General features: G+C 69.8%; 24 protein-coding genes. 8 read left to right on the top strand and 16 right to left on the bottom strand.

What is annotated here, in order from left to right; translation table 11 throughout:
* Nucleotides 1-8 precede the first annotated feature (8 nt).
* From QT382_RS13080 to QT382_RS13090, 3 genes are read right to left on the bottom strand one after another with little or no spacing between them, the layout of a single operon-like run.
* The gene (locus tag QT382_RS13080; protein WP_289254466.1) at nucleotides 9-1,430 is read right to left on the bottom strand and encodes an NAD(P)(+) transhydrogenase (Re/Si-specific) subunit beta; all 1,422 of its coding nucleotides are present in this window, start codon (nucleotides 1,428-1,430) and stop codon (nucleotides 9-11) included.
* 1 nt (nucleotide 1,431) lies between these two features.
* Entirely contained in the window at nucleotides 1,432-1,743 is a 312-nt protein-coding gene (locus QT382_RS13085) for an NAD(P) transhydrogenase subunit alpha part 2 (protein WP_289254467.1), read from the bottom strand.
* Nucleotides 1,744-1,750: 7 nt separating this feature from the next.
* Nucleotides 1,751-2,866, bottom strand: coding sequence for a Re/Si-specific NAD(P)(+) transhydrogenase subunit alpha (locus QT382_RS13090; protein WP_289254468.1), 1,116 nt, complete (start codon nucleotides 2,864-2,866; stop codon nucleotides 1,751-1,753).
* A 191-nt stretch (nucleotides 2,867-3,057) separates the two neighbouring features.
* Here QT382_RS13090 and QT382_RS13095 point away from each other — a divergent pair, with 191 nt between their 5' ends.
* The 7 genes from QT382_RS13095 (at nucleotide 3,058) to QT382_RS13125 (ending at nucleotide 9,518) form a co-directional block, all read left to right on the top strand.
* Entirely contained in the window at nucleotides 3,058-4,230 is a 1,173-nt protein-coding gene (locus QT382_RS13095; RefSeq protein ID WP_289254469.1) for a DUF3089 domain-containing protein, read from the top strand.
* A 5-nt stretch (nucleotides 4,231-4,235) separates the two neighbouring features.
* Complete coding sequence (locus tag QT382_RS13100) at nucleotides 4,236-4,715, top strand: NUDIX hydrolase (RefSeq protein WP_289254470.1); 480 nt, start codon at nucleotides 4,236-4,238, stop codon at nucleotides 4,713-4,715.
* A 3-nt stretch (nucleotides 4,716-4,718) separates the two neighbouring features.
* A complete protein-coding gene (locus QT382_RS13105) occupies nucleotides 4,719-5,465 on the top strand; it encodes a substrate-binding periplasmic protein (protein WP_289254471.1) in 747 nt (248 codons plus the stop codon).
* Between the two features lie 29 nt (nucleotides 5,466-5,494).
* Nucleotides 5,495-6,319 (top strand): alpha/beta hydrolase, encoded by an 825-nt coding sequence (locus tag QT382_RS13110; protein WP_289254472.1) that lies wholly within the window; start codon nucleotides 5,495-5,497, stop codon nucleotides 6,317-6,319.
* A gap of 58 nt (nucleotides 6,320-6,377) precedes the next feature.
* Nucleotides 6,378-7,502 (top strand): tRNA 2-thiouridine(34) synthase MnmA, encoded by a 1,125-nt coding sequence (gene mnmA / locus QT382_RS13115; protein WP_289254473.1) that lies wholly within the window; start codon nucleotides 6,378-6,380, stop codon nucleotides 7,500-7,502.
* A 110-nt stretch (nucleotides 7,503-7,612) separates the two neighbouring features.
* A complete protein-coding gene (locus QT382_RS13120) occupies nucleotides 7,613-8,821 on the top strand; it encodes a sensor histidine kinase (RefSeq protein ID WP_289254474.1) in 1,209 nt (402 codons plus the stop codon).
* A gap of 19 nt (nucleotides 8,822-8,840) precedes the next feature.
* Nucleotides 8,841-9,518 (top strand): response regulator, encoded by a 678-nt coding sequence (locus QT382_RS13125; RefSeq protein ID WP_289254475.1) that lies wholly within the window; start codon nucleotides 8,841-8,843, stop codon nucleotides 9,516-9,518.
* A 13-nt stretch (nucleotides 9,519-9,531) separates the two neighbouring features.
* On the opposite strand, the gene QT382_RS13130 is transcribed toward QT382_RS13125, so the two are convergent.
* Nucleotides 9,532-10,116 carry a CAP domain-containing protein gene (locus tag QT382_RS13130; protein WP_289254476.1) on the bottom strand — a complete coding sequence of 195 codons (585 nt, stop codon included), beginning with the start codon at nucleotides 10,114-10,116 and terminating at the stop codon, nucleotides 9,532-9,534.
* A gap of 59 nt (nucleotides 10,117-10,175) precedes the next feature.
* On the opposite strand from QT382_RS13130, the gene QT382_RS13135 reads away from it, so the two are divergent.
* Nucleotides 10,176-10,592, top strand: a complete 417-nt coding sequence (locus QT382_RS13135) for a hypothetical protein (protein ID WP_289254477.1) — start codon at nucleotides 10,176-10,178, stop codon at nucleotides 10,590-10,592.
* Between the two features lie 78 nt (nucleotides 10,593-10,670).
* Here QT382_RS13135 and QT382_RS13140 read toward each other — a convergent pair whose 3' ends face one another.
* From QT382_RS13140 to gspG, 12 genes are all read right to left on the bottom strand, one after another.
* Nucleotides 10,671-13,937 (bottom strand): S8 family serine peptidase, encoded by a 3,267-nt coding sequence (locus tag QT382_RS13140; RefSeq protein ID WP_289254478.1) that lies wholly within the window; start codon nucleotides 13,935-13,937, stop codon nucleotides 10,671-10,673.
* A gap of 9 nt (nucleotides 13,938-13,946) precedes the next feature.
* The gene (locus tag QT382_RS13145) at nucleotides 13,947-14,663 is read right to left on the bottom strand and encodes an NF038120 family PEP-CTERM protein (RefSeq protein ID WP_289254479.1); all 717 of its coding nucleotides are present in this window, start codon (nucleotides 14,661-14,663) and stop codon (nucleotides 13,947-13,949) included.
* Nucleotides 14,664-14,884: 221 nt separating this feature from the next.
* On the bottom strand, nucleotides 14,885-15,391 hold the full coding sequence (locus tag QT382_RS13150) for a type II secretion system protein (protein WP_289254480.1): 507 nt from the start codon (nucleotides 15,389-15,391) through the stop codon (nucleotides 14,885-14,887).
* Nucleotides 15,378-15,758: a type II secretion system protein gene (locus QT382_RS13155; RefSeq protein WP_289254481.1), complete on the bottom strand. Its 381-nt coding sequence runs from the start codon at nucleotides 15,756-15,758 to the stop codon at nucleotides 15,378-15,380. Before QT382_RS13155 ends, QT382_RS13150 begins: the two co-directional genes overlap by 14 nt.
* Before the next feature lie 7 nt (nucleotides 15,759-15,765).
* On the bottom strand, nucleotides 15,766-16,236 hold the full coding sequence (locus tag QT382_RS13160) for a type II secretion system protein (RefSeq protein WP_289254482.1): 471 nt from the start codon (nucleotides 16,234-16,236) through the stop codon (nucleotides 15,766-15,768).
* 7 nt (nucleotides 16,237-16,243) lie between these two features.
* Nucleotides 16,244-18,421, bottom strand: a complete 2,178-nt coding sequence (locus tag QT382_RS13165) for a secretin GspD/PilQ domain-containing protein (protein WP_289254483.1) — start codon at nucleotides 18,419-18,421, stop codon at nucleotides 16,244-16,246.
* Nucleotides 18,418-18,942: a hypothetical protein gene (locus tag QT382_RS13170; protein WP_289254484.1), complete on the bottom strand. Its 525-nt coding sequence runs from the start codon at nucleotides 18,940-18,942 to the stop codon at nucleotides 18,418-18,420. Before QT382_RS13170 ends, QT382_RS13165 begins: the two co-directional genes overlap by 4 nt.
* Nucleotides 18,939-19,490 carry a hypothetical protein gene (locus tag QT382_RS13175; RefSeq protein WP_289254485.1) on the bottom strand — a complete coding sequence of 184 codons (552 nt, stop codon included), beginning with the start codon at nucleotides 19,488-19,490 and terminating at the stop codon, nucleotides 18,939-18,941. Before QT382_RS13175 ends, QT382_RS13170 begins: the two co-directional genes overlap by 4 nt.
* Nucleotides 19,487-20,788 (bottom strand): hypothetical protein, encoded by a 1,302-nt coding sequence (locus QT382_RS13180; protein WP_289254486.1) that lies wholly within the window; start codon nucleotides 20,786-20,788, stop codon nucleotides 19,487-19,489. The genes QT382_RS13175 and QT382_RS13180 overlap by 4 nt, the downstream gene beginning before the upstream one ends.
* On the bottom strand, nucleotides 20,769-22,304 hold the full coding sequence (locus tag QT382_RS13185) for a GspE/PulE family protein (RefSeq protein ID WP_289254487.1): 1,536 nt from the start codon (nucleotides 22,302-22,304) through the stop codon (nucleotides 20,769-20,771). The genes QT382_RS13180 and QT382_RS13185 overlap by 20 nt, the downstream gene beginning before the upstream one ends.
* Nucleotides 22,301-23,491, bottom strand: coding sequence for a type II secretion system F family protein (locus tag QT382_RS13190; RefSeq protein ID WP_289254488.1), 1,191 nt, complete (start codon nucleotides 23,489-23,491; stop codon nucleotides 22,301-22,303). The genes QT382_RS13185 and QT382_RS13190 overlap by 4 nt, the downstream gene beginning before the upstream one ends.
* 24 nt (nucleotides 23,492-23,515) lie before the next feature.
* Nucleotides 23,516-23,947 (bottom strand): type II secretion system major pseudopilin GspG, encoded by a 432-nt coding sequence (gene gspG / locus QT382_RS13195; protein ID WP_289254489.1) that lies wholly within the window; start codon nucleotides 23,945-23,947, stop codon nucleotides 23,516-23,518.
* Nucleotides 23,948-24,105 lie beyond the last annotated feature (158 nt).

A 24,105-nucleotide genomic window follows, 5' to 3' on the forward strand; every position in this document is an offset into this window, starting at 1 on the left:
AGTCAGGACTATTCGACGGCCTTGAGCATGTCCTCGACCACCTTCTTGGCGTCGCCGAACACCATCATGGTCTTGTCCATGTAGAACAGCTCGTTGTCCAGGCCCGCATAGCCGGCGGCCATCGAACGCTTGTTCACGATGATGGTCTTGGCCTTGTAGGCCTCCAGGATCGGCATGCCGTAGATAGGGCTGCCCTTCACGTGGGCGGCCGGGTTCACCACGTCGTTGGCGCCGAGGATGATGGCCACGTCGGCCTGGCCGAACTCGGCATTGATGTCTTCCATCTCGAACACCTGGTCGTAGGGCACCTCGGCCTCGGCCAGCAGCACGTTCATGTGGCCCGGCATGCGGCCGGCCACCGGATGGATGGCGTATTTCACCGTCACGCCCTTCTCGATCAGCTTGGCCGCCAGCTCCTTGACCGCATGCTGGGCGCGCGCCACCGCCAGGCCATAGCCCGGCACGATGATCACGCTCTCGGCATTGCCCATGATGAAGGCCGCGTCGTCGGCGCTGCCGCTCTTGACGTTGCGCTGCTGCGCCGCGCCGGCCGGACCGCCGGTCTCGCCACCGAAGCCGCCCAGGATCACGTTGAAGAACGAGCGGTTCATCGCCTTGCACATGATGTACGAGAGGATGGCGCCCGAGCTGCCGACCAGGGAGCCGGCAATGATCAGCATGGAGTTGTTCAGCGAGAAGCCTATGCCCGCCGCCGCCCAGCCCGAGTAGCTGTTCAGCATCGAGACCACCACCGGCATGTCGGCACCGCCGATCGGGATGATCAGCAGCACGCCCAGCAGGAAACCCAGGGCCAGCACCAGGCCGAAGTCCAGCCACGAGGCCGAATGCCAGAAGCCGAACATGAAGAAGGCGGACGCCAGGCCCAGCACCAGGTTCAGCTTATGCTGGCCGGCGAAGGTCACCGGCGCGCCCTGGAACAGGCGGAACTTGTACTTGCCACTGAGCTTGCCGAAGGCGATGACCGAGCCGCTGAAGGTGATGGCGCCGATGAAGGCGCCCAGGGCCAGCTCGATGCGGTTGCCTCCAGGGATGGCCAGGCGGTTGTTGGCGATGCCGAAGGCATTGGGCTCCAGCACGGCCGTGGCCGCAATGAAGACCGCCGCCAGGCCGATCATGCTGTGCATGAAGGCGACCAGTTCCGGCATCTTGGTCATCTCGACCTTGTTGGCCATGTAGGCGCCCAGGCCGCCGCCTATCACCAGGCCGACCAGCACATAGCTGAGCCCGAACAGATTGCCATAGGCCAGCTTGACGATCAGGGCCGCGGTCGTGACCGTGGCGATCAGCATGCCGGCCATGCCGAACAGATTGCCCTTGATGGACGTGGTCGGATGCGACAGGCCCTTCAAGGCCTGGATGAAGAAGACGCTGGCGACCAGGTAGAGCAGGGTGACGAGGTTCATGCTCATGTCACTTGCCCTCCTTCTTGGCGGGCGTCTTCTTTTTGAACATCTCCAGCATCCGCCTCGTCACGAGGAAGCCGCCGAACACATTGACCGCGGCCAGGGCCACGGCCAGCGTGCCCATGAACTTGCCGGCATCGGTCTCGGTCAGCGCCGCGGCCAGCATGGCGCCGACGATGACGATGGCCGAGATCGCATTGGTCACGGCCATCAGCGGCGTGTGCAGGGCGGGCGTGACGGTCCAGACCACGTGGTAGCCCACGTAGATGGCCAGCACGAAGATGATCAGGTTGGTGATCAGGGGAGAGACTTGTTCCATCGCTTGGTCACTTCCTCTTCACTTCGCCGGCCTGCGTCATCAGGCAGGCGGCGACGATGTCGTCGTCCATGGGCACCTGGAAGCCGCCGTCCTTGGGCAGGACCAGCTTCAGGAAGTCGAGCACGTTGCGGGCATAGAGGGCCGAGGCATCGGCCGCCACCAGGGCCGGCAGATTGGTCTCGCCGACCAGGGTCACGCCATGCTTCTGCACCGTCTGGCCGGCCTCGGTCAGCGGGCAGTTGCCGCCGGCCGGGGCCGCGAGGTCCACGATCACCGAGCCCGGCTTCATGCTTCGCACCATCTCCTCGGTGACCAGCACCGGTGCGGCGCGGCCGGGGATCAGGGCGGTGGTGATGACGATGTCGGCCTGGGCCACGCGTTTGGCCACCTCGATCTTCTGGCGGTCCAGCCAGCTCTGCGGCATGGCCTTGGCATAGCCGCCCGAACCCTGCGCGGCCTCCTTCTCTTCATCGGTGTCGTAGGACACGTCGATGAACTTGCCGCCCAGCGACTCGACCTGTTCCTTGACCGAGGGCCGCACGTCGGAAGCCTCGATCACCGCGCCCAGGCGCTTGGCCGTGGCGATGGCCTGCAGGCCGGCCACGCCGACGCCGAGGATCACGACCCGCGCGGCCTTCACCGTGCCGGCCGCCGTCATCAGCATCGGGAAGAAGCGCTGGTACTTGTCGGCCGCGATCATCACGGCCTTGTAGCCGGCGATATTGGCCTGGCTGGACAGCACGTCCATGCTCTGGGCCCGGGTGGTGCGCGGCGCCGCTTCCAGCGCAAAGCTGGTCAGGCCGGCCGCGGCCAGGGCTTCCAGGCCCGGGCGGTCGAAGGGGTTGAGCATGCCGACCAGGGCCGCGCCCGACTTCATCAGGCCCAGTTCCTCGCCGTTCGGGCTCCTGACCTTGAGCACCAGCTCGGCGCCCAGGGCGGCGGCCCGGTCCACGATCTGGGCGCCGGCGGCCTGGTAGGCCTCATCCGTGCTGCTGGCGCTGAGGCCGGCGCCGCTTTGCACGAGCACGGCATGGCCCTGGGCGACCAGCTTCTTGGCCGTCTCGGGCGTGACGGCCACTCGAGTCTCTCCGGCCGCGCTCTCGCGCGGGACACCGATCTGCATGAAGAAACCCTCCTGCTGGGAAGTTCTGTGCCGGGTGGCGAATGGATGCTTGCGGGCAGCTTACACAAGGAAGATGACGCCTGCCCCCCGGGGAAGCCAGCAAGCCACAGCTGACGGATCGCGAAGCCTGGGGCCGCATCCAGCCATCAGCCCCTATGCTTGCCGCTTTGCTGGCGATGGAGATGTAGACCATGCAATCCAGGAGACGGAGCCGGGCGCTGCTGATCACCGCCCTGATGCTTGTGGCCGCTTCCGGCACGAGCCGGGCCGAATCGCCGGGGCAGGACGCCCCCGCCTGGCTGTGCAATCCCGAGCAGGGCCAGGCCTGCGGCGTCAGCACAAGGCGACTGGTCCTGGGCGCGGATGGCAGCCGCGAGCTCAGGCAGCAGGCGGCCGCCAAGCAGCCCGAGATCGACTGCTTCTACGTCTATCCCACAGTCTCGGAAGAGCCGTCCGCCAACAGCTCGCTCAAGCCCGGCCCCGGCGAGCTGCGGGCCGTGGCTCAACAACTGACCCCGTTTGCCGGGTCCTGCCGGCTGTTCGCGCCCATGTACCGCCAGATCACGCTGGCCGGCCTGGGACGCCTGCTGGCCGGCCAGGCGGAGGGCATAGACAGAAACCTGCCCTACGAGGACCTGGCCCGGGCCTGGCGCCAATACCTGGCCGAGTTCAACCGCGGCCGCGGTGTCGTGCTGATAGGACATTCGCAGGGCAGCGCGATGCTGATCCAGCTGCTGCAGCGCGAGATCGACGGCCAGCCGTCGCAGGCCCGGCTGGTCTCGGCCGTGCTGGCCGGCTACACGGTCGACGTGCCCCAGGGCAAGGACGTGGGCGGCAGCTTCAAGCAGTTGCCGCTGTGCCGCAGCGCCGACCAGACCGGCTGCGTGATCAGCTATGCCTCGTTCCGCGAAGGCAGCCCGCCCTCGCCGGCCGGCGGCTTCGGTCGCAGCAGGACACCCGGCATGGAAGCCGCCTGCGTGGATCCGGTGGCCCTCAGCGGCCGCCCGGCCGAGCCCTGGTTCGCCGTGGTCGGGACGCTGCTGGGCCGGCCCCATGTCCAGCCCGCCTGGATCGACCTGGCGAAGCAGCAACAGGCCGAGGCCGACTTCGCGACCCTGCCCGGCCTGATCGAAACCCGCTGCACCCGCAGCGAAGACGGCGCCTCCATCCTGGCGCTGCGCGTGGTCGGTGGCGGCAGCCCGCAGCGCCCGGCCGACATGCCGGGCGACCTGATCTCGCGCAGCGGCCAGCTGCTGGGCGACTGGGGCCTGCACCTGGTCGACATCAATGCCGTGGCCGGCAATCTGGCCGAGCTGGTCAAGCGCCAGGGCTCAGCCTGGCTGAGCCGGAACGGCAAGCCCTGACCCCCATGGTCCAGCGCTTCAAGCCCAATGTCACCGTGGCCGCCGTCGTCGAGCAGGACGGCCGCTTCCTGCTGGTCGAAGAGAAGACCGCGACCGGCCAGCTGATGCTGAACAACCCGGCCGGCCACCTGGAGCAGGGCGAGTCGCCGCTGGACGCCGTGGTGCGCGAGGCGCTGGAAGAGACGGCCCGCGACTTCAGGCCCGAGTTCTTCCTCGGTGCCTACCTGGCCCGCGTGCAACGCCCCGGCGACGACATCACCTACCTGCGCCTGGCCTTCGGCGGCACGGTCGGCGAGCAAATCGCCGGCCGCGCGCTGGACGAAGGCATAGTCCGAACCCTGTGGCTGACGGCCGACGAGATCAGGGCCAGTGCCGAGCGACACCGCAGTCCGCTCGTGCTGCAATGCATTGAAGACCTGCTGTCCGGCCGGCGCCTGCCGCTGGACGCGGTCCATGTCCACGCCTCGGTGTTCCGTCCGTCCTGATCCATGCCCCTTGCTTCCCTGTTGCGCGCCGGCCTGGCCCTGCTGAGCTGCTCCCTGCTGTTGCTGCCGCCCTGCCGGGCCGATACCGCCCTGCGCATCGCCACCTGGGACCGCGGCTCCGATCCGCTGACCGCGGTCAGCGAAGCGGTGCTTCAGCGGGCCTACCAGGAGGCGGGGCAGAAGCTGGAGTGGGTCGAGCTGCCCAACCGCCGCGCGCTGCAGGCCTTGCTGGGAGGCGAGGTGGACGGCAACTTGCACCGGGTCAAGGCGCTGGCGGACAGCCAGCCCAAGCTGGTGAGGGTCGAGACCCCCATAGGCAGCTCGGCGGTCCGGGCCTACACCATGAGGGCCGACATGGAGCTGGACGGCTGGGCGCGGCTGCAAGGCCTGCGCGTGGCCTACCAGCGCGGCATCCTCAGGGTCGAGCAGCTGCTGCCGGCCGGTGCGATCCGGGTCGAGGCCAGTTCCAGCAGCGAGCTGTTCCGCCTGCTCGCCAGCGGCGGCGCCGATGTGGCCCTGAGCACCGAGCCCGGCCAGGCCCCGCCGCTGCGGCGCAGCACCGGCCTGCGGCGCCTGGACATGGTGCTGGACGAGCATGCGCTCTACCACTACCTGGACGCCCGCCATGCCGAGCTGGCCAAGCGCCTGGCCGTGGCGCTGCGCAAGCTGCAAGCCAGTGGCGAACTGGACCAGGTGCGGCGCCATGCGCTGCACGCCCACCTGCAGCAGGCCGGCATGGCCAGCGACTGAGCGCCCGGCCCGCTCCTACACTGCGCCGCATGCAAATCCTCCGCCGCTCGCTGCTGGCCGCCGCCCTCGCCCTGGCCGGCACGCCCTCCTTCGCGACCGAACTGCAGGTCGAGCCGCTGGTGATAGGCGAGAGCCTGAAGCTGGACTCCAAGGTCCTGGCCGAGACCCGCCGCATCAACGTCTACCTGCCGGCAGGCTATGCCGAGCAGCCCAACGCACGCTTCCCGGTGATGCTGATGCCCGACGGCGGCCTGGCCGAGGACTTCCTGCACCTGGCCGGCTTGCTGCAGGTCTCCATGGCCAACGGCACGATGCGGCCCTTCATCCTGGTCGGCATAGAGAACACCGAGCGCCGCCGCGACCTGACCGGCCCCACCGAGCAGGCCTCGGACCGCAAGATCGCGCCGCGGGTCGGTGGCTCGGCCGCCTTCCGTCAATTCATCCGCGAGGAGCTGATGCCGGCCATCAAGGCCCGCTACCGCACGACGAACGAGAGCGCCCTGATAGGCGAATCGCTGGCCGGGCTGTTCGTGGTCGAGACCTGGGCACTGGAGCCGCAGCTGTTCGACCACTACATCGCCTTCGACCCCAGCCTGTGGTGGAACAAGGAAGCCCTGACCACCACGCTCAAGACGCGGCTGCGCTACGCCCCGCTGCCGCCCAAGCCGCTCTACATCGCCAACAGCAGCGAGCCGACGATCTACGCGCCGGTGCGACGCTTCATCGCCGTGCTCAAGGACGCCAAGCTGAAGGGCTGGCAGCACGAGGCCATGCCGGCCGAGACCCACGCCACCATCTACCACCCGGCGGCGCTGAAGGCCCTGCGCCTGCTGTTCAAGCCGGCCAAGCCCTGATCGGTAGAAAGCCCCAGCCGCCCGGGCCTCGGGCGGCTTTGGGACAATCGCGGCCATCATGAGTTCCGCGTCCCCGAAGAAACAGAGGATCGTCGTCGGCCTGTCCGGCGGGGTCGATTCCGCCGTCAGCGCCTATCTGCTGAAGCAAGCCGGCCACGAGGTGGTCGGTATCTTCATGAAGAACTGGGAGGACGACGACGACAGCGAGTACTGCTCGTCCAATGTCGATTTCGTCGATGCCGCGGCCGTGGCCGACGTGATCGGGATCGAGATCGAGCATGTGAACTTCGCGGCCGACTACAAGGACCGCGTGTTCGCCGCCTTTCTGCGCGAGTACCAGGCCGGCCGCACGCCCAATCCGGACGTGCTGTGCAATGCCGAGATCAAGTTCAAGGCCTTCCTGGACCATGCGATGCGCCTGGGCGCCGAGAAGATCGCCACCGGGCACTACGCGCGGGTGCGGACCCTGGACTCCGGCGGGACCCAGCTGCTCAAGGGACTCGACGACAGCAAGGACCAGAGCTATTTCCTGCACCGGCTCAACCAGGCCCAGCTGGCCAAGACCCTGTTCCCGGTCGGCGAGCTGCGCAAGACCGAGGTGCGGCGCATCGCCGAGGACATCGGCCTGCCCAATGCCAAGAAGAAGGACTCGACCGGCATCTGCTTCATTGGCGAGCGGCCGTTCCGCGAATTCCTGAACCGCTACCTGGCCCACCAGCCGGGTGCCATCAAGGACGAGCGCGGCCGCAAGCTGGGCGAGCACCTGGGCCTGTCCTTCTACACGCTGGGCCAGCGCCAGGGCCTGGGCATAGGCGGAGTCAAGGAGAAGGGCGCGCCGCGTGGCGGTGGCGAGCACGAGCCCTGGTTCGTGGCCCGCAAGGACATGGAGACCAACACCCTGGTCGTGGTCCAGGGCCATGACCACCCTCTGCTGCAGAGCCGGGTGCTGGTGGCCGACGACCTCAGCTGGTGCAGCGGCGCCGCGCCGGGCGAGGAGCAGCTGGCCGCCAAGAGCCGCTACCGCCAGCAGGATGCGGCCTGCCAGTTCGCCAGCCTGCCGCCCGACCGTTTCCTGCTGCGCTTCGCCGACCCGCAATGGGCGGTGACGCCGGGCCAGAGCGCCGTGCTCTACGACGGCGAGGTCTGCCTGGGTGGCGGCGTGATCGTCGGGGCCGAGCCCTGAGTCCGGGGATCGCATGACGATCGGCACGGAGCACAAAGTCAGGCCCCTGGCATTCTTCGCGGCTTTTGCAGTTGCGCAACGTGGAACGATTTGAACGCCTGCTCCAGCACATGTCCCGCCCCGGGGTCGTGCTGCGCATTGCCGCGCTGTCGGTCTGCCTGCTTGAGCTGATCGCCGCCGGCGCCGCCCTGGCCGGTCGCCGCACCGATGCCTACGACGGCATCCTGCCCAACCTCTACCGCCGGCTCGGCGGCGCCAGCGACGACCTGGGCCTGCTGCTGGCCTGCCTGGCCCTGCTGGCCCTGTTCGCCTACGGCTGCTGGCGCCTGACCCAGCAGGCCGACGAGCTGCCGCCCCGCCATGCGCTGGCCGGCCTGATCGGCCTCAATGCCCTGGCCCTGGCCGTGACGCCGGGCCTGCCCTTCCTGGTCACCGCCCTGGCCTCGGTGCAATTGCGCAGCCGACAGGCCCTGGGCTTCGGCCTGGCCCAGGTGGTCATAGGCCTGTTGCTCTACCTGCTTCTGCCCAGCGACAGCCAGCGCGCCGAACTGCTGAACTCGGAGCTGCCGATCTGGATCAACGCCCTGTCGCAGCTGATGGCCCTGGTGGCCCTGCATGGCCTGGCCTTCGGCCTGGGCCGCATGGCCGCTGCCGAGACCGAGAAGCGCCGCTGGCTGCAGGTCATGCTGGCCGAGCGGGTGAGCGCCGAGCATTGGCAGGCCGAGCAGATGCGCTATGCCGAACGCCAGCTGATGGCGCGCGAGCTGCATGACGTGGTCGGCCACCACCTGACCGCCCTGAACCTGCAGCTGCAGCTGGGCTCGGCCCTGCTGAAGCGCGACGACGCCGGCGGCGCCGCCCTCGCCGTGTCGCGCGCCCAGGAAGGGGCGGCTGCCATGCTGGCCGACGTGCGGGCCGCCGTCTCGGCCGAGCGCAGCGCCCAGCGCATCGACCTCAGCAGCGCCCTGCAGGCCCTGGCCGAAGGCATCAGCCATCCGCGCATCCTGCTGGCCATTGCGCCCGAGGCCCGCGACCTTGGTCCGCGCGCCGCCCATGCCCTGCTGCGCTGCGTGCAGGAGGCCGTGACCAACGCGGTCCGGCATTCGCACGCCACCGAAATCCGCATATGCTTGGCGGCGCCCGATGCCGACCAGGTGCGGGTGACCGTGCAGGACAACGGCACCGGCGCCGCTGCCCTCAAGCCCGGCAACGGGCTCAACGGCATGGCCGAACGAATGAGCGAGCTGGGCGGCAGCCTGCAGACGCAGGTCCTGCAGCCGGGCTTTGAAATTGAATTGCACTGCCCCCGAGCGGCGTGACCAACGCCCCAAAACAGCCATGAGCAAGAGCACCCACACGCATCCCAATCCCATCAAGCTGCTGCTGGTCGAGGACCAGCACCTGGTCCGCGAGGGCCTCAAGGGCTTGCTGGCCCTGCATGAGGAAATCCAGCTGGTCGGCGAAGCCGCCGACGGCGCCGTGGCCATGGAATGGATTGCCGCTGCCAGCGCCGATCAATTGCCCGACGTGATCCTGTCGGACATGCGCATGCCGCGCATGGACGGCGTGGGCCTGATACGCGCCCTGGCCGCGCGGGCGCTGAAGATCCCGGTGCTGCTGCTGACCACCTTCGACGACAGCGCCGCCTTCGACGAGGCCGTCTCGGCCGGCGCCCGCGGCTTCCTGCTCAAGGCCACCAGCCCCGAGGTGCTGGCCCAGTCGCTGCGCGACGTGGCCGGCGGCGGCACGGCGCTGCGCCCCCTGATCACCGAGCGCATCGAGCGCCACAGCGGCGAACGCGCCTTCAGCGCCACGCCCCAGCCCGACCCGCTCTCGCCCAAGGAACTGCAGGTGCTGCGCCTGGTGGCCAGCGGCCGCAGCAACACCGAGATCGCCGCCCTGCTGGGCAACAGCGAGGGCGTGATCAAGAACCACTGCTCGACGGTGTTCTCCAAGATGGGCGTCAGGGACCGCACGCAGGCGGTGCTGAGGGCGATTGATCTGGGGTGGATCTGAAGCCCGCTCGGCCTCAGCGCCCCTGCCCCTGCTCCCGCCCCAGCAGCAGCACCCAGTAGCGCTCGTAGGGCGGGCCGCCGGCCACGCAGGCCAGGGCCATGTCCTGGAACTTGTCGTCCATCAGGTTGGCGCAATGCTCGGGGCTGTCCAGCCAATGCGCGAGCACGCCGGCCAGGTCGCGGTGTCCCACGCCCAGGTTCTCGCCGGCCAGCCGCATCCGGTAGCCGACCTGGCCGGTGCGCTCGCGCAGGCTGGCGCCGGTGTGGCTCAGGCGGCCTCGGTCGGACATCTGCTCGGCCGAGATCCTGGCGCTGCTGAACAATCGCGCATCCCAGCGCAAGGGGCCGGCCGAGATCGGCGATTCACCGGTGCAGACACGCGGCGTGGCCCGCGCGACATTGAAGGCCTGCAGGATCCTTTCCGGATCTGGCAGCCCCGGGCAGTCGGGCGACGGCTTGCGCGACGGCGCAGACGCGGCTGCCGATGCAGGCGCCGAAGCGGGCGCTGTGGCCGGCGGAGCAGCCAGGGCTGGCTGCAGGCCGGCAAGGCCGAGCCATGCAGCGAGGGCGAAGCGGGGTGTCAGGAGCTGGGTCGGCACGGCGCGATGCTAACAAGCTCCGGCTTGCCAGCCAGCGGAGCAGGCCTCAGCATCGGCCCATGCCACGCCTGCACCACCCTCCCCTGTTCCTGCTGCTGCCCCTGCTGATCAGCGCCTGCAGCGCCGCGCCGCCACCCTCCGCCAGCGAGGCCCGCAGCCTGCATGCGCAGCTCAAGGCCGAGATCGGCGAGGCCGTTTGCGACAGCGACGCCCAGTGCCGCAGCCTGGCCGTCGGCCACAAGGCCTGCGGCGGACCGGCCGGCTACCTGGCCTGGTCCAGCAAGCAGGGCAGCGAAGCCCGCATCAAGGACCTGGCCCAGCGCCAGGCCGCCGCCGAGAAGGCCGAGGCCCAGCGCAGCGGCATGGTGTCGGACTGCGCCGTGGTTGCGGACCCCGGCGCCTATTGCAAGCCAGGCAAGCCATCGCGCTGTGAACTGCGCAGCAGCGCGGCGCGCGGCGCCGAACTGATCCGCTGAATCCACGAGGCCAACAGAAAGGCCGCCATGCCTCGCGACATGGCGGCCTGCGGCTGACCGCTTCTACTGCTTGCTAGATCACTCGCTTTGCTCACCGCTGCCGCGGCTGCCGTTGACCTGGGCCGATTCGGGCAAGGCGCTGCCGGTCTCGACCAGCAGGGCCGTCGTGGCGGCCACCGCACTCTGGCCCGGCGGCACGATGCCCACGGCCGCGAGGTAGCGGCTGTTCGCCGACAAGCCCGACCAGCTCATGCTGGCCGAGGCGGTGCGGCCCACATAGGCCCGCGAGGGCATCAGCACGTTCAGGTTGCCGGTGGCATCCGAGGTATTGCCCTGCACGACCCAGGCGTTCAGCTTGTAGCTGGTGCTGTTGGCTCCGGTGGCATGCTGGTAGGCGACGACGCAGACCTTGTAGTTGCCGGCCGCCGGCGCAGTCAGCTGGATGGTCTCGTCGCTGCCCGCCACGCCGGCATAGCCGACCACGGTGCCTGCGCTGTTGACCATCACCAGGTCCATGTCGTCGTACTTGCCGGCCGCGTAGCCGCTGGTTTCCGACCCGTAGAGCGAGAAGCGCGCCACCAGGGTGCCGGCCGGAATGCTGACCGGATAGGCCTTGACCGACTCGGTGTTGCCCGCCACGCAGGCCGCTCCTACGGCCGCCGAAGCGCCGGTATTGACCCCCGTGGCCGTGCCGGCGCTGATGCTGGCCGGCCGCATGCCCTTGACCACCGTGATCGCGCCGTCGAAGCCGGTGCCCAGCGGGAACTGCTTGCTGCCTGCCGCGGCGGTGGAACGCAGCAGCGCCGGGGTCGCGACCAGGTTGGCCCGAGCGGACAGCGGGCTGCGCACGTTGTGGACGCCGTCGCTCCACAGCAGCTCGCCGAACTGCCAGGCGCCCTGGGCCGCCGTGCTGCGGGTCAGCTTGACCTGGTAGCTCCCCGACTCGCCCGGCGCCAGCGTCAGCGTGGCCGGCGTGACCTGCACCGTGAAGCCCGGCAGGCTGCTGGTGGCGTTGTAGGTGGCCGTGTTGTTGCCGACGTTGGTGACCTTGCGGTTCAGCGTCAGCGTGCCCAGCACGTTGGAGGCCGTCAGCGAAGGCAGGTTCAGGTCGGTGGCGGCAATGGAGCCCAGCGTCGCGCAGTTGATGCCCGGCTGCAGGTTGACCGAGGCCACCACGCCCGCCTGGCCGACACCGCACAGGAAGCGGTTGTAGTCGTCCGACGAGAGGTCATAGACCAGGCCGGGGTCGGCCGCCAGATTGGGCTGGACGAAGCCGGCGCCGCGGCCCCAGGGCAGGTTGCCCTGCTGGACACCGGTCAGCGTGTTGACCACCTGACGACCGGTGGTCATCAGGGCCGAACGCACACGCGCCGGCGACCAGTCCGGGTACTTGTGGATCAGCAGCGCACCCAGGCCCGCCACATGGGGCGAGGACATGGAGGTGCCGCTCAGCAGGTCCCAGTTGGCGCGACCGGCCTGGCCGCTGGCGATCATGGCATCATGCTCGGCCACCGTGTAGTCCGGCGTGTAGGCCGCCAGGATGGAGCTGCCGGGCGCGGTCAGGTCGGGCTTGAGGATGTTCAGGTTGCCCTGGTTCGGACCGCGCGAGGAGCTGTCCGCCATGGCCGGGGCCGACAGCGTGGGGTCGCGTTCGCCGCGCACATTGCCCAGCGAGGCCCTGGCCGTGCCCGGGTTGGCGGCCATGTAGGCCTTGAGCGCCGTGCCGTTGGCGGTGCTCATGTGCACGGTGGACAGCACATGGGCCTGGTTGATCACCGTGTCGGCAAAGCCCGCCACGTTGGTGAGCACCATGCCCGTGGCGCCCGCCGTCTTGGCATTGCCGCTCTTGTTGACCAGCACGTTGTTGCCACGGTCGCAGACCAGGATCTTGCCCGCCACCTTGGACGGATCCAGCAGGCTGCGCTTGGTCCAGCCCAGGCTGGCGTTGGTGGCATCCAGGTCGCCGAAGCATTGAGCCAGGAAGCCCTGCTCGGCGGCCGTGAGGCCGGCCACGCCGGCATCCTTGGCATGGACCAGCGGGGCGCTGGCGCTGAAGGCATTGGACGAGGCGCCGTCGATCTTGGCGCCACTGCCCAGCTCGACCGTGCCCATGAAGATGCGGTCGTGCGTGGAATTGCCGACCGTGGTCATCCAGGGTGCCAGGTGGGCCACGGTATTGGCCGGGCCGGCATTGCCGGCCGAGGCCGCCACGAACACGCCGGCATCGACCGCGGCCTTGAAGGCCACGTCGACCGAATCGGCCACGTTGGTGCTGGAGCCGCTGATCGAGTAGTTCAGCACGTCCACGCCGTCCTTGATCGCCTGCTCGATCGCCATGATGGAGTCGGAGCTGTAGCAACCGTTCTGGTAGCCGGGCCAGCGCGGGTCGGGCGAGGTCGTGGCCGCGTTGTAGCGGGTCCAGCAGACCTTGTAGACGGCCACGCGGGCACGCGGCGCCATGCCCGAGATGCCGTTGACCGGCGCCTGGCCGTTGCCGATCACGCCCACCACATTGGCATTGCCACCGGCGGTCGAGGCCGTGTGCGTGCCGTGGCCCCCGTTGTCGCGCGGCGAGAGGAATTCGGCCGTGTGCACCGACTGGCTGGCCTTGGCGATTTCCTGCAGGAAGGTCTTGTTGAAGACGCGGGCGCCGATCAGCTTGTTGTTGCAGTGGCGAGCCGGGTCGAAGGCCTGGCCGGCCTCGCAGGCCCCCTTCCAGCTGGCCGGCGGCGCGTCATAGGCGACGCGTGCCGCCGGATCATGCGTGGCACGGCCCTGCTCGTCGACGCGGTCGGCGAACGAGGGGTTCTCGGGCCAGACGCCGCCGTCGATCACGCCAATGACCACGTTCTCGCCGGCACCGGCGGTACCGCCCAGCTGCGACCACAGGCCGCCAGGGGCGTTCAGGCCCAGCATGGTCGGCGTGTAGTTGGTGTCCAGCGCGCGCGGCACGTCGACTTCAACCGCGGCCACCGCCGGGTTGCTCTTGAGCGAGCGAGCCTCGGCATCGGTCAGCATGGCGGCGAAGCCATTGAACACCAGCGAGTAGCGGTAGAGGGGTTCGACCGTGCCGACATTGCCCAGCACCTGGTCCTGCCTGGCTTCGACATAGCGGATGTAGTCCTGCACCGCGCTGGCGCTCAGGTTCAGACGCGAGCCACTGGCGGGCTTGGTCGCAGCCAGGCCGGCCACGCCGCCGGCATAGGAGGCGGCCGGCGCATCGGCCAGCTGGACCACATAGGGCCGGCGTGTGTCGTCATCGGCACAGGCGGCGCCAGCCATCAGGGCCAGGGCGGCCAGGCTCAGCAGCGTGAGGGCGGAGGGACGCTTGTTGTTCTTGATCATGGTCGCTCCTCAGGCTTGGACGCGCGGGCGGCGCTTGTTGGAGAACACCACGGCACCCAGACCCAGGCCCAGCAGGGCCAGGCTGCCCGGCTCGGGCACGACCTGGATGCTGTCCAGGCCGAACTGCGCCAGGTTGTAGCTGGCGTCGTTGGCGCAGCCATGGTTCTCGTCGTAGATGCAGGCGCTGAAATGCACGCTGCTCAGCTGCAGCTGCTGGAAGGCCGCATCGAAGCTGTAGTTGGCAAAGGCGGAACGACCGTCTTCGCGCAGGCCCTGCAGTTCGAAGCTCTGGTTGAACAGGCCATCGGCCGTGGTGCCGGCGACCAGCAGGCGGCCGACCTGGCCGACCAGGCTGTAGTCGAACGCCGGCGCAATGAAGGCCGCCGCAAAGCCGCTCAGCTGGAAGCTCTGGCCGTCACGGCCTTCCATCAGCAGGCCGCCGTCATTGAAGACGCCGTAGTAGGACGAGCCGCGGCTGGGGCAGATCATGTACTCGCAGTTGCTGGCACCAGAGATGCCGGCACCGACGAGTCCCTGGCCGTTCCAGGGATCGGTGGCGGTGAAGGCGAAGCGGCCTTCGGCAAAGCCCTGCTTGGCGCCGAAGGAGCGCAGGCTCACGTCGGAACCCTCGAACTCAATGCCATAGGTGGTGGTCGGGGCCGCCGCCGCGCTGCCGAACAGGCATGCGGCAGCCAGCGCCAGGGCGCTCTTGGATATCGATCGCATCAGTAATCCCTCTTGTTACCGTCACTTGCTGCGACGGCGTCTCCTATCTGCCAGGGCCCGCATCCCCGCTCAGGGGCGGTTTGTTCTGGAGGGCGGACCGGCAGTCCTCTGGTCGAGCTTCGGTACTTCCCAGGCCGAGATCGACTCCGGGCGGATTGTGCGGACTGCGCCCGTGGCGTACATCCGTTATTGCCCGCCCCGCAACTCGGGGGGATGGGCGGCTACTGCGGTGGTGCGACCGCCTGGCCGGGAGCGCCGAGGGCCGGGCGCGCCATGTAGACGCGACTGCTGGCCCGCTCGGCCTCGTCCTGATCGGGCTTGCTGCGCGACAGCAGCAGCTGGTCGGAGCGGCTGCGCACGCCCAGGAAGCCGGGCCGGCCGTCCAGCGCCGGCAGCAGTTCCCAATCGGCCTGGCCGGTGAACGGATCCACATAGGCGCGGCGCAAGTGGTGCAGCTCGTGCATGCCGCGGCGGTCCACCAGCAAGTCGTCCAGCTCGCGTGGCAGCACGCCGGCCTGGCCGGCCGGCGTGGCCGCCAGATAGGCTTCTATGGCGCGGCGGATCTCATGGCCGCGGAACTCCAGCTCGCGCTCGCGTTCACGCTGGGCCGCGATGCTCCACTGCCGGCCCAGGGCCGCCAGCGCCGCCGAGGTGATGGCGACGAAAAACAGCAGCGCCAGATAGCTGTAGCCGCGCGCCCTCGGCGCCGAGCGCTCACAGGTCCGCATAGAGCTGGCCATCGCTGGCACGGCCCGGCGCGCTGCTGCGCACATCGAAGAGCTGGCCCTTCAGCATGGCGTCGTTCGGCGGCGGCAGCTCCAGCCAGTCGCGCTTGCCGCTGACCGGGTCCTCCGGCACGCCGCGGAGGTAGCGGGCATCGACCAGGGCCTGCAGCGAATCGGGGTACTGGCCGCGGTCCGCCGCGTACTGGTCGATGGCGTCGCGCATCGTCGCCAGCGAGGTCTTGAGCGCCACCTCGCGCGAGCGCTCCAGGCTGGCGAAATAGCGCGGCGCGACCAGGCCGGCCAGCAGGGCCACGATCGCCATCACGACGATCAGCTCGATCAAGGTAAAGCCGCGCGCGTTGTGCTTCATGAGGTGCTCACCAATCGCGGTAGCGCGAGCCGTCCAGCGCCTTGCGGTCCGAACGGCTGGCGACGTCGAACACATCGCGTCCGGCCCGCGGCGCATCGGGCGGCGTTTCGTAGGCGCGCAGGGCCCAGGTCTCTTCGGCCGCCACGCCAGGCTCGGCAAAGGGATCGCGCGGCAGGCGGCGCAGGAAATAGATCTTCTCGCCGCGCGGCGACTTCTGGTCGGGCACACCCTCGACCAGAGACCGCAGCGTGGGCGGATAGCCGGAGGCATCGACCGCACGCACGATCTGGCCGGCGTCGCTGGCGCGCTTGTAGGCATCGAGTGCACCGCGCAGCTGGCGCAGGGCCTCGCGCAGCTGGAACTCCTGGCTGCGCTGCACCGAGTAGATCAGCAAGGGCCGCGCGGCCGAGGCCAGGACGCCGACGATGGCCAGCACCACCAGCATCTCGACCAAGGTAAAGCCGCGCCCCTGCTTCATGCCTGGCTCACTTGCTCGCTTCGACGGCCACCATGCCGCTGCCTTCGAGCCGCACCGTGGCGTTCTCGCCATTCACGCCGCTGGCGGTCAGGTTGACCACCGACACATTGAGCACCTGGCCCGCCGTGCCGGGCTGCGGTCGCAGCAGCAGCACATGGCCGCCGCGCGGCACCATCTCGAAGGGGATGCGGCCCGGCGTGCCGCTGGCATTGCCCACGGCCGGCTGCAGCCGCGCCGGGTCGAACTCGATCTCGCCACGGACTGCGAGACCGCTGTCGTTCTTCAGCGCCACCGACACCGTGCCGCCCACGGCCACCTGCGGCGTCACGTCCAGCTGCACCCGCGCTTCCTGGGCCTCGGCGGCCTGACGCGGTGCCGCGCCGGCGCTGCCAGACGCATTGCTCATGCCCACGGCCGCCTTGGCCTGCGGACGCAGCAAGGTGGAGAAGGCGCCGGGCAGGGCGTCCGTGCCCGAGGGCAGCTGGGCCTGCGCGGCGTCGGGCAGGGACAGGTTGCGCAGGATGCGCGGCGTGATCAGCAGGACGATCTCGGTCTTGTTGCGGGTATCGGTCTGCAGGCCGAACAGCTTGCCCAGCAGCGGCAGCGAGGCCAGGCCCGGCACGCCGTTGGACTTGCGGCGGTCCTCGTCGTTGATCAGGCCCGCGAGGATCTGGGTCTCGCCGTCAGCCAGGCGCAGCGAGGTGTTGATGCGGCGCGTGCCGGTCTGGTAGGCCACCGAGCCCGAGGGGCCCGGCACCTGGCCTATCAGGTTGCTGACCTCCAGGCCCACCTTGATGGTCACGTCGCCGTCCAGCTGCACCGTGGGCTCGACCTCGACCTTGAGGCCTATGTCCAGCATCTGCACGCTGGCCGACACACCCACGTTGGCGGTGGAGGTGGTGGTGAAGACCGGCAGCTTCTCGCCGATGTGGACCAGGGCCTTGTCGCGGTTGCGCACCCGGATCTTGGGATTGGCCAGCAGATTGGTATTGCCGGCCGTGCCCTTGACCGTGGCCAGCAGGGCCGGGTTGACGATGCTGCCGCGGAAGTTGTCGCGCTGGTTCAGGAGCACCTGCGAGCCGGCGGCCACGCCGGGCAGGCCGAACTGCACCGTCTCGGGCCACTGCAGGCCCATGGAGTCGAGCCGGTCGCTGGCCAGCTCCATCACCTCGACCTCCAGCATCACCTCGGGCTCGGGCAGGTCCACCGAGGCGATCAGCTTCTCCACCAGGCGCATCACCTCGGGCGTGTCACGCACCACCAGCAGATTGAGCCGCTCGTCGATGTGGATGTCGCGCACCTTGGCGATGGTGCGCAAGAGCGCCTGCACCTGCTTGGCCTCGGCATTGGTCAGGTACAGCGTGCGGGTCACCAGCTCCTGGTGCTCGCGCTGCTTGGCGGCGTTGTTGGGGAACACCAGCACCGAGCTTTCGTTCAAGAGCTTGCGGTCCAGCTGCTGCGTGGTCAGCACGATGCGCATGGCCTCGTCCAGCGTCACATTGCGCAGGAAGACCGTGACCTTGGCGTCGGCGCGCACATCCTTGTCGAACACGAAGTTGATGCCGCTGGAGCGAGCCAGGGCCTCGAACACCTGGCGCAGTGGCGCCTCGCGGAACTCCAGCGTCACCGGCTTCTGAAAGGCCGGGCCCAGCTCGCTGCCCACCCCCTCAAGCGGCCGGCTCTGCGCGACCTGGCTCATCAAGAGCTTGGCGCCGGGATGGGAGGGCGTCTCGATCAGGATCTGGCGCGCCAGCTGCTCGGCCTGCTCCAGCCTGCCTTCGCGCAGCCGGGCCTGGCCTTGCTGCAGCAGGACCTCATAGCGCTGGCCGCGCGCGAGCTCCTGCTCCAGGCCTTCGAGGCGCGGCTGCTTGGGATCGACCTCGCGCAGCCGAGCCACCAGCTGCAGGGCAGCCTCCCAGCGGCGCGCGGCGCGCAGGCCTTCGATCTGCATCAGCAGCTGATTGACCAGTTGCTCGCGCACCCGGGCCTGGGCCAGGCGCAGTTCCTTGTCGCCGGGGTTCTGGCGGGCCGCCTGGTCCAGCACGGTCCAGGCTTGCGGCAGCTGGTTGCCGCGGCGCAGTTCCTCGGCCTCGCGCAGCGCCGGATGGCCGCAGGCCGCCAGCACCAGGGCCAGCAAGGGAAGGAGGCGAGTCAGCGGACTTGCGAAGGCAGCAGCTTCTCTCATGGGATGGGCCTGAAGGAAATGGTTTGGGGCTGCTGGGCCGGCAGCCAGATCAGGGCGAGGCCTTGGGCGTCGATGCGCTCGACCCGCCATTGGCCGTCTATGGTTTCGCCGACCCGGGCACTGAGCGTGCGGTTGGGGCTGGACAAGAGGGCCTGCGATTTGCCGCCCTGCTCTTCCATCCGGCCTATCAGCTGGTAGGGGAAGGCGGGCGCTTGCGGCATGACCGGTGCGGCCGGCGCCGCAGCCTGGACCGGCGGCGGAGGAGGCGGGGGAGGCGGCGCCCAGGCGGCCAGCGATTCGACCGGCGCCCAGGGCTGGCGGCCGCCGCTGCCCGACACCGTATCGCTGGCGGCTGGGCCGGGAGCGGGCGCCTTGGCCGCGGCGCGGCGCGTGCCAGCCACCGCGGGCGCGACGTTCTCGTCGCTCTCCAGCTGGGCCGCCCACATCGTGGCCGCCACAGTCGCTGCGAGGGCGCCAGCCAGCAGGTACTGGCGCGGCGTGATAGCGCTCTTGCTGGTCATCGCGCGCCTCCGGCCAGGCGGCTGTGCAAGGACCACTGCAGCTCGGCTTCCATCTCGGCCGTCTGGGCCGAGGCGCGGCGCAGCTTGAGGCCGTCCAGGCTCAGCGCCGGGTCCTTCAGCAAGGCGGCCTCGATGTAGGCCCGCAGCTGGGCATAGGTTCCGTTCAGCGGCATGGTGATTCGCAGTCGCTCCAGGCCGCTCAGGGCATCGCTGGTCAGGCGGTGTTCGGTGCGGGCCGCGACCAGGCCCTGCCTGAGGCCCAGGTCCAGCAGATCGGCCAGGCGCTGCTGGCGCAGCTCGGCGGTCGGCAAGGACTGCAGCCAGGCCGGGCCGCTGAGCTCGACGGCCGCCGCCTGTTGGCCGCGAGCCTGCTCCACGCGCAGACGCTGCTGCAGCTTGCCAATATCGGCTTCGAGCTGGGCGGTCTTGCTGTCCCAACGCGGTGCCAGCCCCCAGGCCAGCACGGCCGAGATCAGCAGGCAGAGCGCGCCGAAGCCGCCGACCCAGCCGAAGCGGCGCAGGCTCGTCAGGTAGGCCTTGATGGTCATCGGGCGCCTCCCTTGCCGGCCAGCTCGAATCGCTGGCCACCACCGGCCGCATCGGCCTGCAAGCGGGCCAGCAGCAATTCGCTCCAGAGGCCTTGCCGGCTCAAGAGCTCGGCCGCCTGCAGGGCCATGGCCTTGTCGGCGGCCAGGCCTTCCAGACGCAGCTCGCCGCGGCCGGCCTGCAGGTCCAGGGCTAGCCACTGCACTTGCGCCTGGGCGCCGCTGCGTTCCAGGGCGATCAGCGAGGCCTGCCAGTCCTTGGCCAGCAGGGCTTGCGCCTCGCGCAGGCTGCGCTGGTCGGGCTCGGCTTGGCGCGTCGTCTTGCCCGCGTTCGCCGTCGATGCGCTGCGGCGCGGCTGCGGTTTCTGCTGCAGCTGGGCCAGGTGCTCGCCGGCCTTCTGCATCGCCTGGTGGCTTTCAAAGGCCGACATTGCAGCCGTGGCCAGCACCAGGGCGCCAGTCACCGCCACCGGCCAGGCCAAAGGCGATGGACGAGGACGCGCACTCAGGAAGTCAGGCGAAGGCAGTCTGGACTGGCGAGCCGGTGCCGCCTCGAACAACGCGGCCTCGGCACGCGACGAATCGATACGACCATGGAGCTGCACGCCGCGCAGCGCCGAGGCGTCGCCCGCCACGCCGAAACCGGCCAGCAGGACCCGGTTCTCACTCAGCGGCAGCATGTCCAGCGCCTGGGCCAGGGCCTCGACCGTGGCCTCGCGCAGCCGCAGATGGCGCAGCTCTACGCACTGGCCCTGCTCGAAGCGGGCCCAGACCAGCAGCGGCCCCTCGACCCAGGCCAGCGCGGCCCGCTCGGCCTGCATCCAGTCCTCATGCTCGGCCACCAGGGCCGGCAAGGCGGCCGACCAGGCCGGCCGTATGGCCCGCAACTCGACCCGCGCCGCATGGCTCGAGGCCTGCAGGGCCTCGGCATCCACGCCCTGCAGAGCCACCGCCCCGCTGCGTTCGCCGCTGCGCCAGGGCGCGATGGCCCAGCGCTGGGCGGCCGCGCCGAAGTAGTGGCCGAACTGCTGGCGGGCATAGGCCGCCACGGCCGGTTCGTCGTTCAAGGGCAGGCCGGTCTCGCAGACCAGTTGATGCTGCAAGGCAGCCGGAACAATCAGCTCGATGGCCGAGCCCGCATGGCCGGCGAGCCAGTCCTGCCAGGGTTCGACCGTGCCTTCGTCGAGGCGGCGCACCTGGCCGTCCTCCTGCAGCCACAGCTGCTGCGAACGAGCGAAGCGGGCCTGCAGGCGCTGGCGCCAGGCGGCGATGGAAAGCCAGTCAGTCTTCGAGCGTGACACGTTCCAGTTCCTCGAAGCTGGTCTCGCCGCGGACCACGCTTTGCAGCGCCATCATCCGCAGCGAGCGCATGCCGCGGCTGCGCGCGGCTTCCTTGATCTGAGACATCGGAGCCCGCGCGGCGATCAGGTCGCGCAGGCCGTCGTCTAGCTTGAGCAGCTCCGCCACCGCACGCCGGCCGCGGTAGCCGCTGCCGCGGCAATGGCCGCAGCCCTCGCCGCGTTTGAACTGGCCCTCGTCGCGCAGACCGTGGCGGTCCAGCAGTTCGGCCGGCGGATGCCAGGTGCGCGAGCAGTGGCTGCAGTTGAGCCGCAGGAGCCGCTGGGCCAGCACCGCGTTCAGGGCCGAGACCACGTTGTAGAGGTCCAGGCCCATGTGCATGAAGCGGCCGATCACGTCGAAGGCATTGTTCGCATGCACGGTGCTGAACACCAGGTGGCCGGTCAGCGCCGCCTGCACCGCGATCTGGGCGGTCTCGGCGTCGCGGATCTCGCCCACCATCACCCGGTCCGGGTCGTGGCGCAGGATGGAACGCAGGCCGCGCGAGAAGGTCAGGCCCTTCTTCTCGTTGACCGGGATCTGCACCACGCCGGCCAGCTGGTACTCGACCGGGTCCTCGATGGTGATGATCTTGTCCTGGCCGGTATGGATCTCGGCCAGCGTGGCGTACAGCGTGGTGGTCTTGCCGCTGCCGGTGGGGCCGGTGACGAGCAGCATGCCGTGCGGCTGGCGGGCCAGCGCGCGGATCGCGGCGCGCTCCTCGCCGTCGAAGCCGAGGGCGTCCAGTGTCAGCTGGCCTTGCGACTGTTCGATGCGAGCGCGGTCCAGCACCCGCACCACGGCGTCCTCGCCGAACACGCTGGGCATGATGGACAAACGGAAGTCGATCTCGCGGCCCTGCACCCTGAGCTTGAAGCGGCCGTCCTGCGGCAGGCGGCGCTCGCCGATGTCGAGCTCGGCCATGACCTTGAGCCGCGAGACCAGCTGCTCGGCCACGGCCGCGCCCTCGACCTGGCGCACCGTGCTCATCACGCCGTCAATTCGCAGCCGGACCACGGCGCCACGGGCCGTGCATTCGATGTGGACGTCGCTGGCGCCGTCCTGCAGCGCGTCGTACAGCAGGGCATTGAGCAGGCGCACGACCGGGCTTGCCTGCTCCGACAGGCGCAGGGCCGACAGCTCCTCGGTGGCGGCGCCGCCGCTGTCGCCCAGCAGGCCGGCATCGTCCTCGACATCGGACAGGGCCCGGAAATCGGCCTCGCCCGCGCCCAGCCAATGCTCGATGGCCACCGGCTCGCAGCGCTTCCAGGCAATGGGCTGCTGCAAACGCGCCTCGGCGCTCTGCAGGAGCATCAGGTCGGCCTCGCGTTCGGCCAGCAGCACGGCATTGCCGTTGGCGCCCACGGCCAGCACGGCACGCCAGCGCTGGGCCTGGGCCTGCGGCCAGCGCTCGAAGTCCAGGTGCCAGGGGCCTTGCTCGGCCGGCAGCCAGTGGTTGAGCGAGGTGAGATCCGTCATTGCACCTGCTCTACAAGTTGGAAGATGGGCAAGTACATCAGCACGATGATTCCGCCTATCAGCACGCCCATCACCAGCATCAGGGCCGGGTTGATGGCGCGGGTCAGGAGCTCGGTCAGGCGCACGACCTCGTCGTCGTGGAAGGCTGCCGCGCGCTCCAGCATCGTGGCCAGCTCGCCGCTGCGTTCGCCGACGCGCACCATGCGGCGCGCCACCGGCGTGGCCAGGCCCTGGGCCTCCAGGGCCTCAGAGAATCGTTCGCCCCGCGCCACCGCCTCGGCCGCCGCCTCGACCTGGGGCCGCCAGGGCGCGGCCACGACGCCGCGGGCGATCTCCAGCGCCGGCAGCACCGGCACGCCGGCGCCCAGCAGCATGGCCAGGCTGCGGTACAGCCGGGCCAGGGCCAGCACGCGCAGACGCGGGCCGAGTCCGGGCAGGGTCCACATGGCGGCTTGCAGGCGCTGGCGCAGGCCGGCATGGCGCAAGAGCGCGACGAAGCCGGCGATCAAGGCCGCGATGCCGGCCAGCACCAGCCAGGGATGGGCACCGGCGGTCTGGCCGAACGTGATCAGCAGGCGCGAGCCCAGCGGTAACTGGTCGCCCAGGCCGTCGAGGATGCCGGCAAAGCGCGGCAGCACGAACAGCAGCAAGAACAGGATGACGGCGCTGCCCACGCCCAGCAGCAGCACCGGGTAGACGCAGGCGGCGATCAGCTTGGCGCGCAGGGCTTCGACCCAGGCCAGGTAGCGCGAATGCTGGGCCAGGGCCAGGCTGAGCTGGCCGGTGCGCTCGTTGGCGGCGACTATGGCGACCATCAGCTCGTCAAAGGCCTGGGGCTGCTTGCGCAAGGCGGTGGACAAGGGCTGGCCCAGCTGGACCTGCTCGGCCACGGCTTCCAGCGCGGCGCGCACCTCGGCCACAGCCTCTTTTTCACGCAAGGTGGTCAGGGCTTCCAGCAGCGGAATTCCCGAGTCCAGCAGCACGGCCAGCTCCTGGCTGAACAGTTGCAAGGGGAAGCGGCGGCGCTGGCGGCGCGGACTGGCCTCGGCCGGCTCGATCTCCACCACCTCCAGCACATGCTGGGGCGGCACGCCAAGGACCGCGGCCACGGCTTGGCGGTCGCTGGCCTGGACCCGGCGCGTCTGCGCCTGTCCGGCCTGGAACAGCTTGACCTGGAATTCGGGCATGGCCTTCGCCGCCGGTACCGCTGCTTACCAGCTCACCAGGTCGGCGTCCTCGCCCTCGCCGCCCGGACGGCCGTCGCGGCCGTAGGACAGCAGGTCGTAGTCGCCATGCTCGCCGGGCGAGCGGTAGACGTAGTCGTGGTGCCAGGGGTCCTGCGGCACGGCCTTGCTCAGGTAGGGGCCGGCCCAGCGCGGCTCGTCGCCGGGGCGCTGCACCAGGGCGTTCAGGCCCTGCTCTGTAGCCGGGTAGCGGCCCACATCGATGCGGTACTGGTCCAGCGCCTTGGACAGGGCGTCGATCTGCGCCCGGGCGGCCTTGACCTCGGACTTGCCGATCTGGCCGAAGAACCTGGGACCCACATAGCCGGCCAGCAGGCCGATGATGACCATCACCACCAGCAGTTCGAGCAGGGTGAAGCCGCGGGCAGGGCGGCAGGAGCGGTGATGGGCGGGCAGCATGGGCGGGTAGCGGATCCGGGCACGGGGGCTAGGGCCCGCCACTCTGTCACCAGTCCGGGCCCCGAACAATCGGGAATTGCCGCCGCGACCACCCCGCAACAGGGGGTGGACGGTCCGGTGCTGCTTGATCCGGGCCGGGCGAGGCGCGCGGATTCTAG

Source organism: Pelomonas sp. SE-A7 (assembly GCF_030345705.1).
In the GTDB taxonomy this organism is placed as follows: domain Bacteria; phylum Pseudomonadota; class Gammaproteobacteria; order Burkholderiales; family Burkholderiaceae_C; genus JAUASW01.

What these genes read in the sequence shown, in the direction of transcription:
- mnmA (WP_289254473.1), top strand. Translation starts at nt 6,378, where the DNA reads ATGAGTTCCGCGTCCCCGAAGAAACAGAGGATCGTCGTCGGCCTGTCC.
- QT382_RS13120 (WP_289254474.1), top strand. Translation starts at nt 7,613, where the DNA reads ATGTCCCGCCCCGGGGTCGTGCTGCGCATTGCCGCGCTGTCGGTCTGC.
- QT382_RS13140 (WP_289254478.1), bottom strand. Translation starts at nt 13,937, where the DNA reads ATGATCAAGAACAACAAGCGTCCCTCCGCCCTCACGCTGCTGAGCCTG.
- QT382_RS13150 (WP_289254480.1), bottom strand. Translation starts at nt 15,391, where the DNA reads ATGCGGACCTGTGAGCGCTCGGCGCCGAGGGCGCGCGGCTACAGCTAT.
- QT382_RS13165 (WP_289254483.1), bottom strand. Translation starts at nt 18,421, where the DNA reads ATGAGAGAAGCTGCTGCCTTCGCAAGTCCGCTGACTCGCCTCCTTCCC.
- QT382_RS13170 (WP_289254484.1), bottom strand. Translation starts at nt 18,942, where the DNA reads ATGACCAGCAAGAGCGCTATCACGCCGCGCCAGTACCTGCTGGCTGGC.
- QT382_RS13145 (WP_289254479.1), bottom strand. Translation starts at nt 14,663, where the DNA reads ATGCGATCGATATCCAAGAGCGCCCTGGCGCTGGCTGCCGCATGCCTG.
- QT382_RS13095 (WP_289254469.1), top strand. Translation starts at nt 3,058, where the DNA reads ATGCAATCCAGGAGACGGAGCCGGGCGCTGCTGATCACCGCCCTGATG.
- QT382_RS13160 (WP_289254482.1), bottom strand. Translation starts at nt 16,236, where the DNA reads ATGAAGCAGGGGCGCGGCTTTACCTTGGTCGAGATGCTGGTGGTGCTG.
- QT382_RS13100 (WP_289254470.1), top strand. Translation starts at nt 4,236, where the DNA reads ATGGTCCAGCGCTTCAAGCCCAATGTCACCGTGGCCGCCGTCGTCGAG.
- QT382_RS13090 (WP_289254468.1), bottom strand. Translation starts at nt 2,866, where the DNA reads ATGCAGATCGGTGTCCCGCGCGAGAGCGCGGCCGGAGAGACTCGAGTG.
- QT382_RS13125 (WP_289254475.1), top strand. Translation starts at nt 8,841, where the DNA reads ATGAGCAAGAGCACCCACACGCATCCCAATCCCATCAAGCTGCTGCTG.
- QT382_RS13085 (WP_289254467.1), bottom strand. Translation starts at nt 1,743, where the DNA reads ATGGAACAAGTCTCTCCCCTGATCACCAACCTGATCATCTTCGTGCTG.
- QT382_RS13190 (WP_289254488.1), bottom strand. Translation starts at nt 23,491, where the DNA reads ATGCCCGAATTCCAGGTCAAGCTGTTCCAGGCCGGACAGGCGCAGACG.
- QT382_RS13185 (WP_289254487.1), bottom strand. Translation starts at nt 22,304, where the DNA reads ATGACGGATCTCACCTCGCTCAACCACTGGCTGCCGGCCGAGCAAGGC.
- QT382_RS13175 (WP_289254485.1), bottom strand. Translation starts at nt 19,490, where the DNA reads ATGACCATCAAGGCCTACCTGACGAGCCTGCGCCGCTTCGGCTGGGTC.
- QT382_RS13105 (WP_289254471.1), top strand. Translation starts at nt 4,719, where the DNA reads ATGCCCCTTGCTTCCCTGTTGCGCGCCGGCCTGGCCCTGCTGAGCTGC.
- gspG (WP_289254489.1), bottom strand. Translation starts at nt 23,947, where the DNA reads ATGCTGCCCGCCCATCACCGCTCCTGCCGCCCTGCCCGCGGCTTCACC.
- QT382_RS13080 (WP_289254466.1), bottom strand. Translation starts at nt 1,430, where the DNA reads ATGAGCATGAACCTCGTCACCCTGCTCTACCTGGTCGCCAGCGTCTTC.
- QT382_RS13155 (WP_289254481.1), bottom strand. Translation starts at nt 15,758, where the DNA reads ATGAAGCACAACGCGCGCGGCTTTACCTTGATCGAGCTGATCGTCGTG.
- QT382_RS13110 (WP_289254472.1), top strand. Translation starts at nt 5,495, where the DNA reads ATGCAAATCCTCCGCCGCTCGCTGCTGGCCGCCGCCCTCGCCCTGGCC.
- QT382_RS13135 (WP_289254477.1), top strand. Translation starts at nt 10,176, where the DNA reads ATGCCACGCCTGCACCACCCTCCCCTGTTCCTGCTGCTGCCCCTGCTG.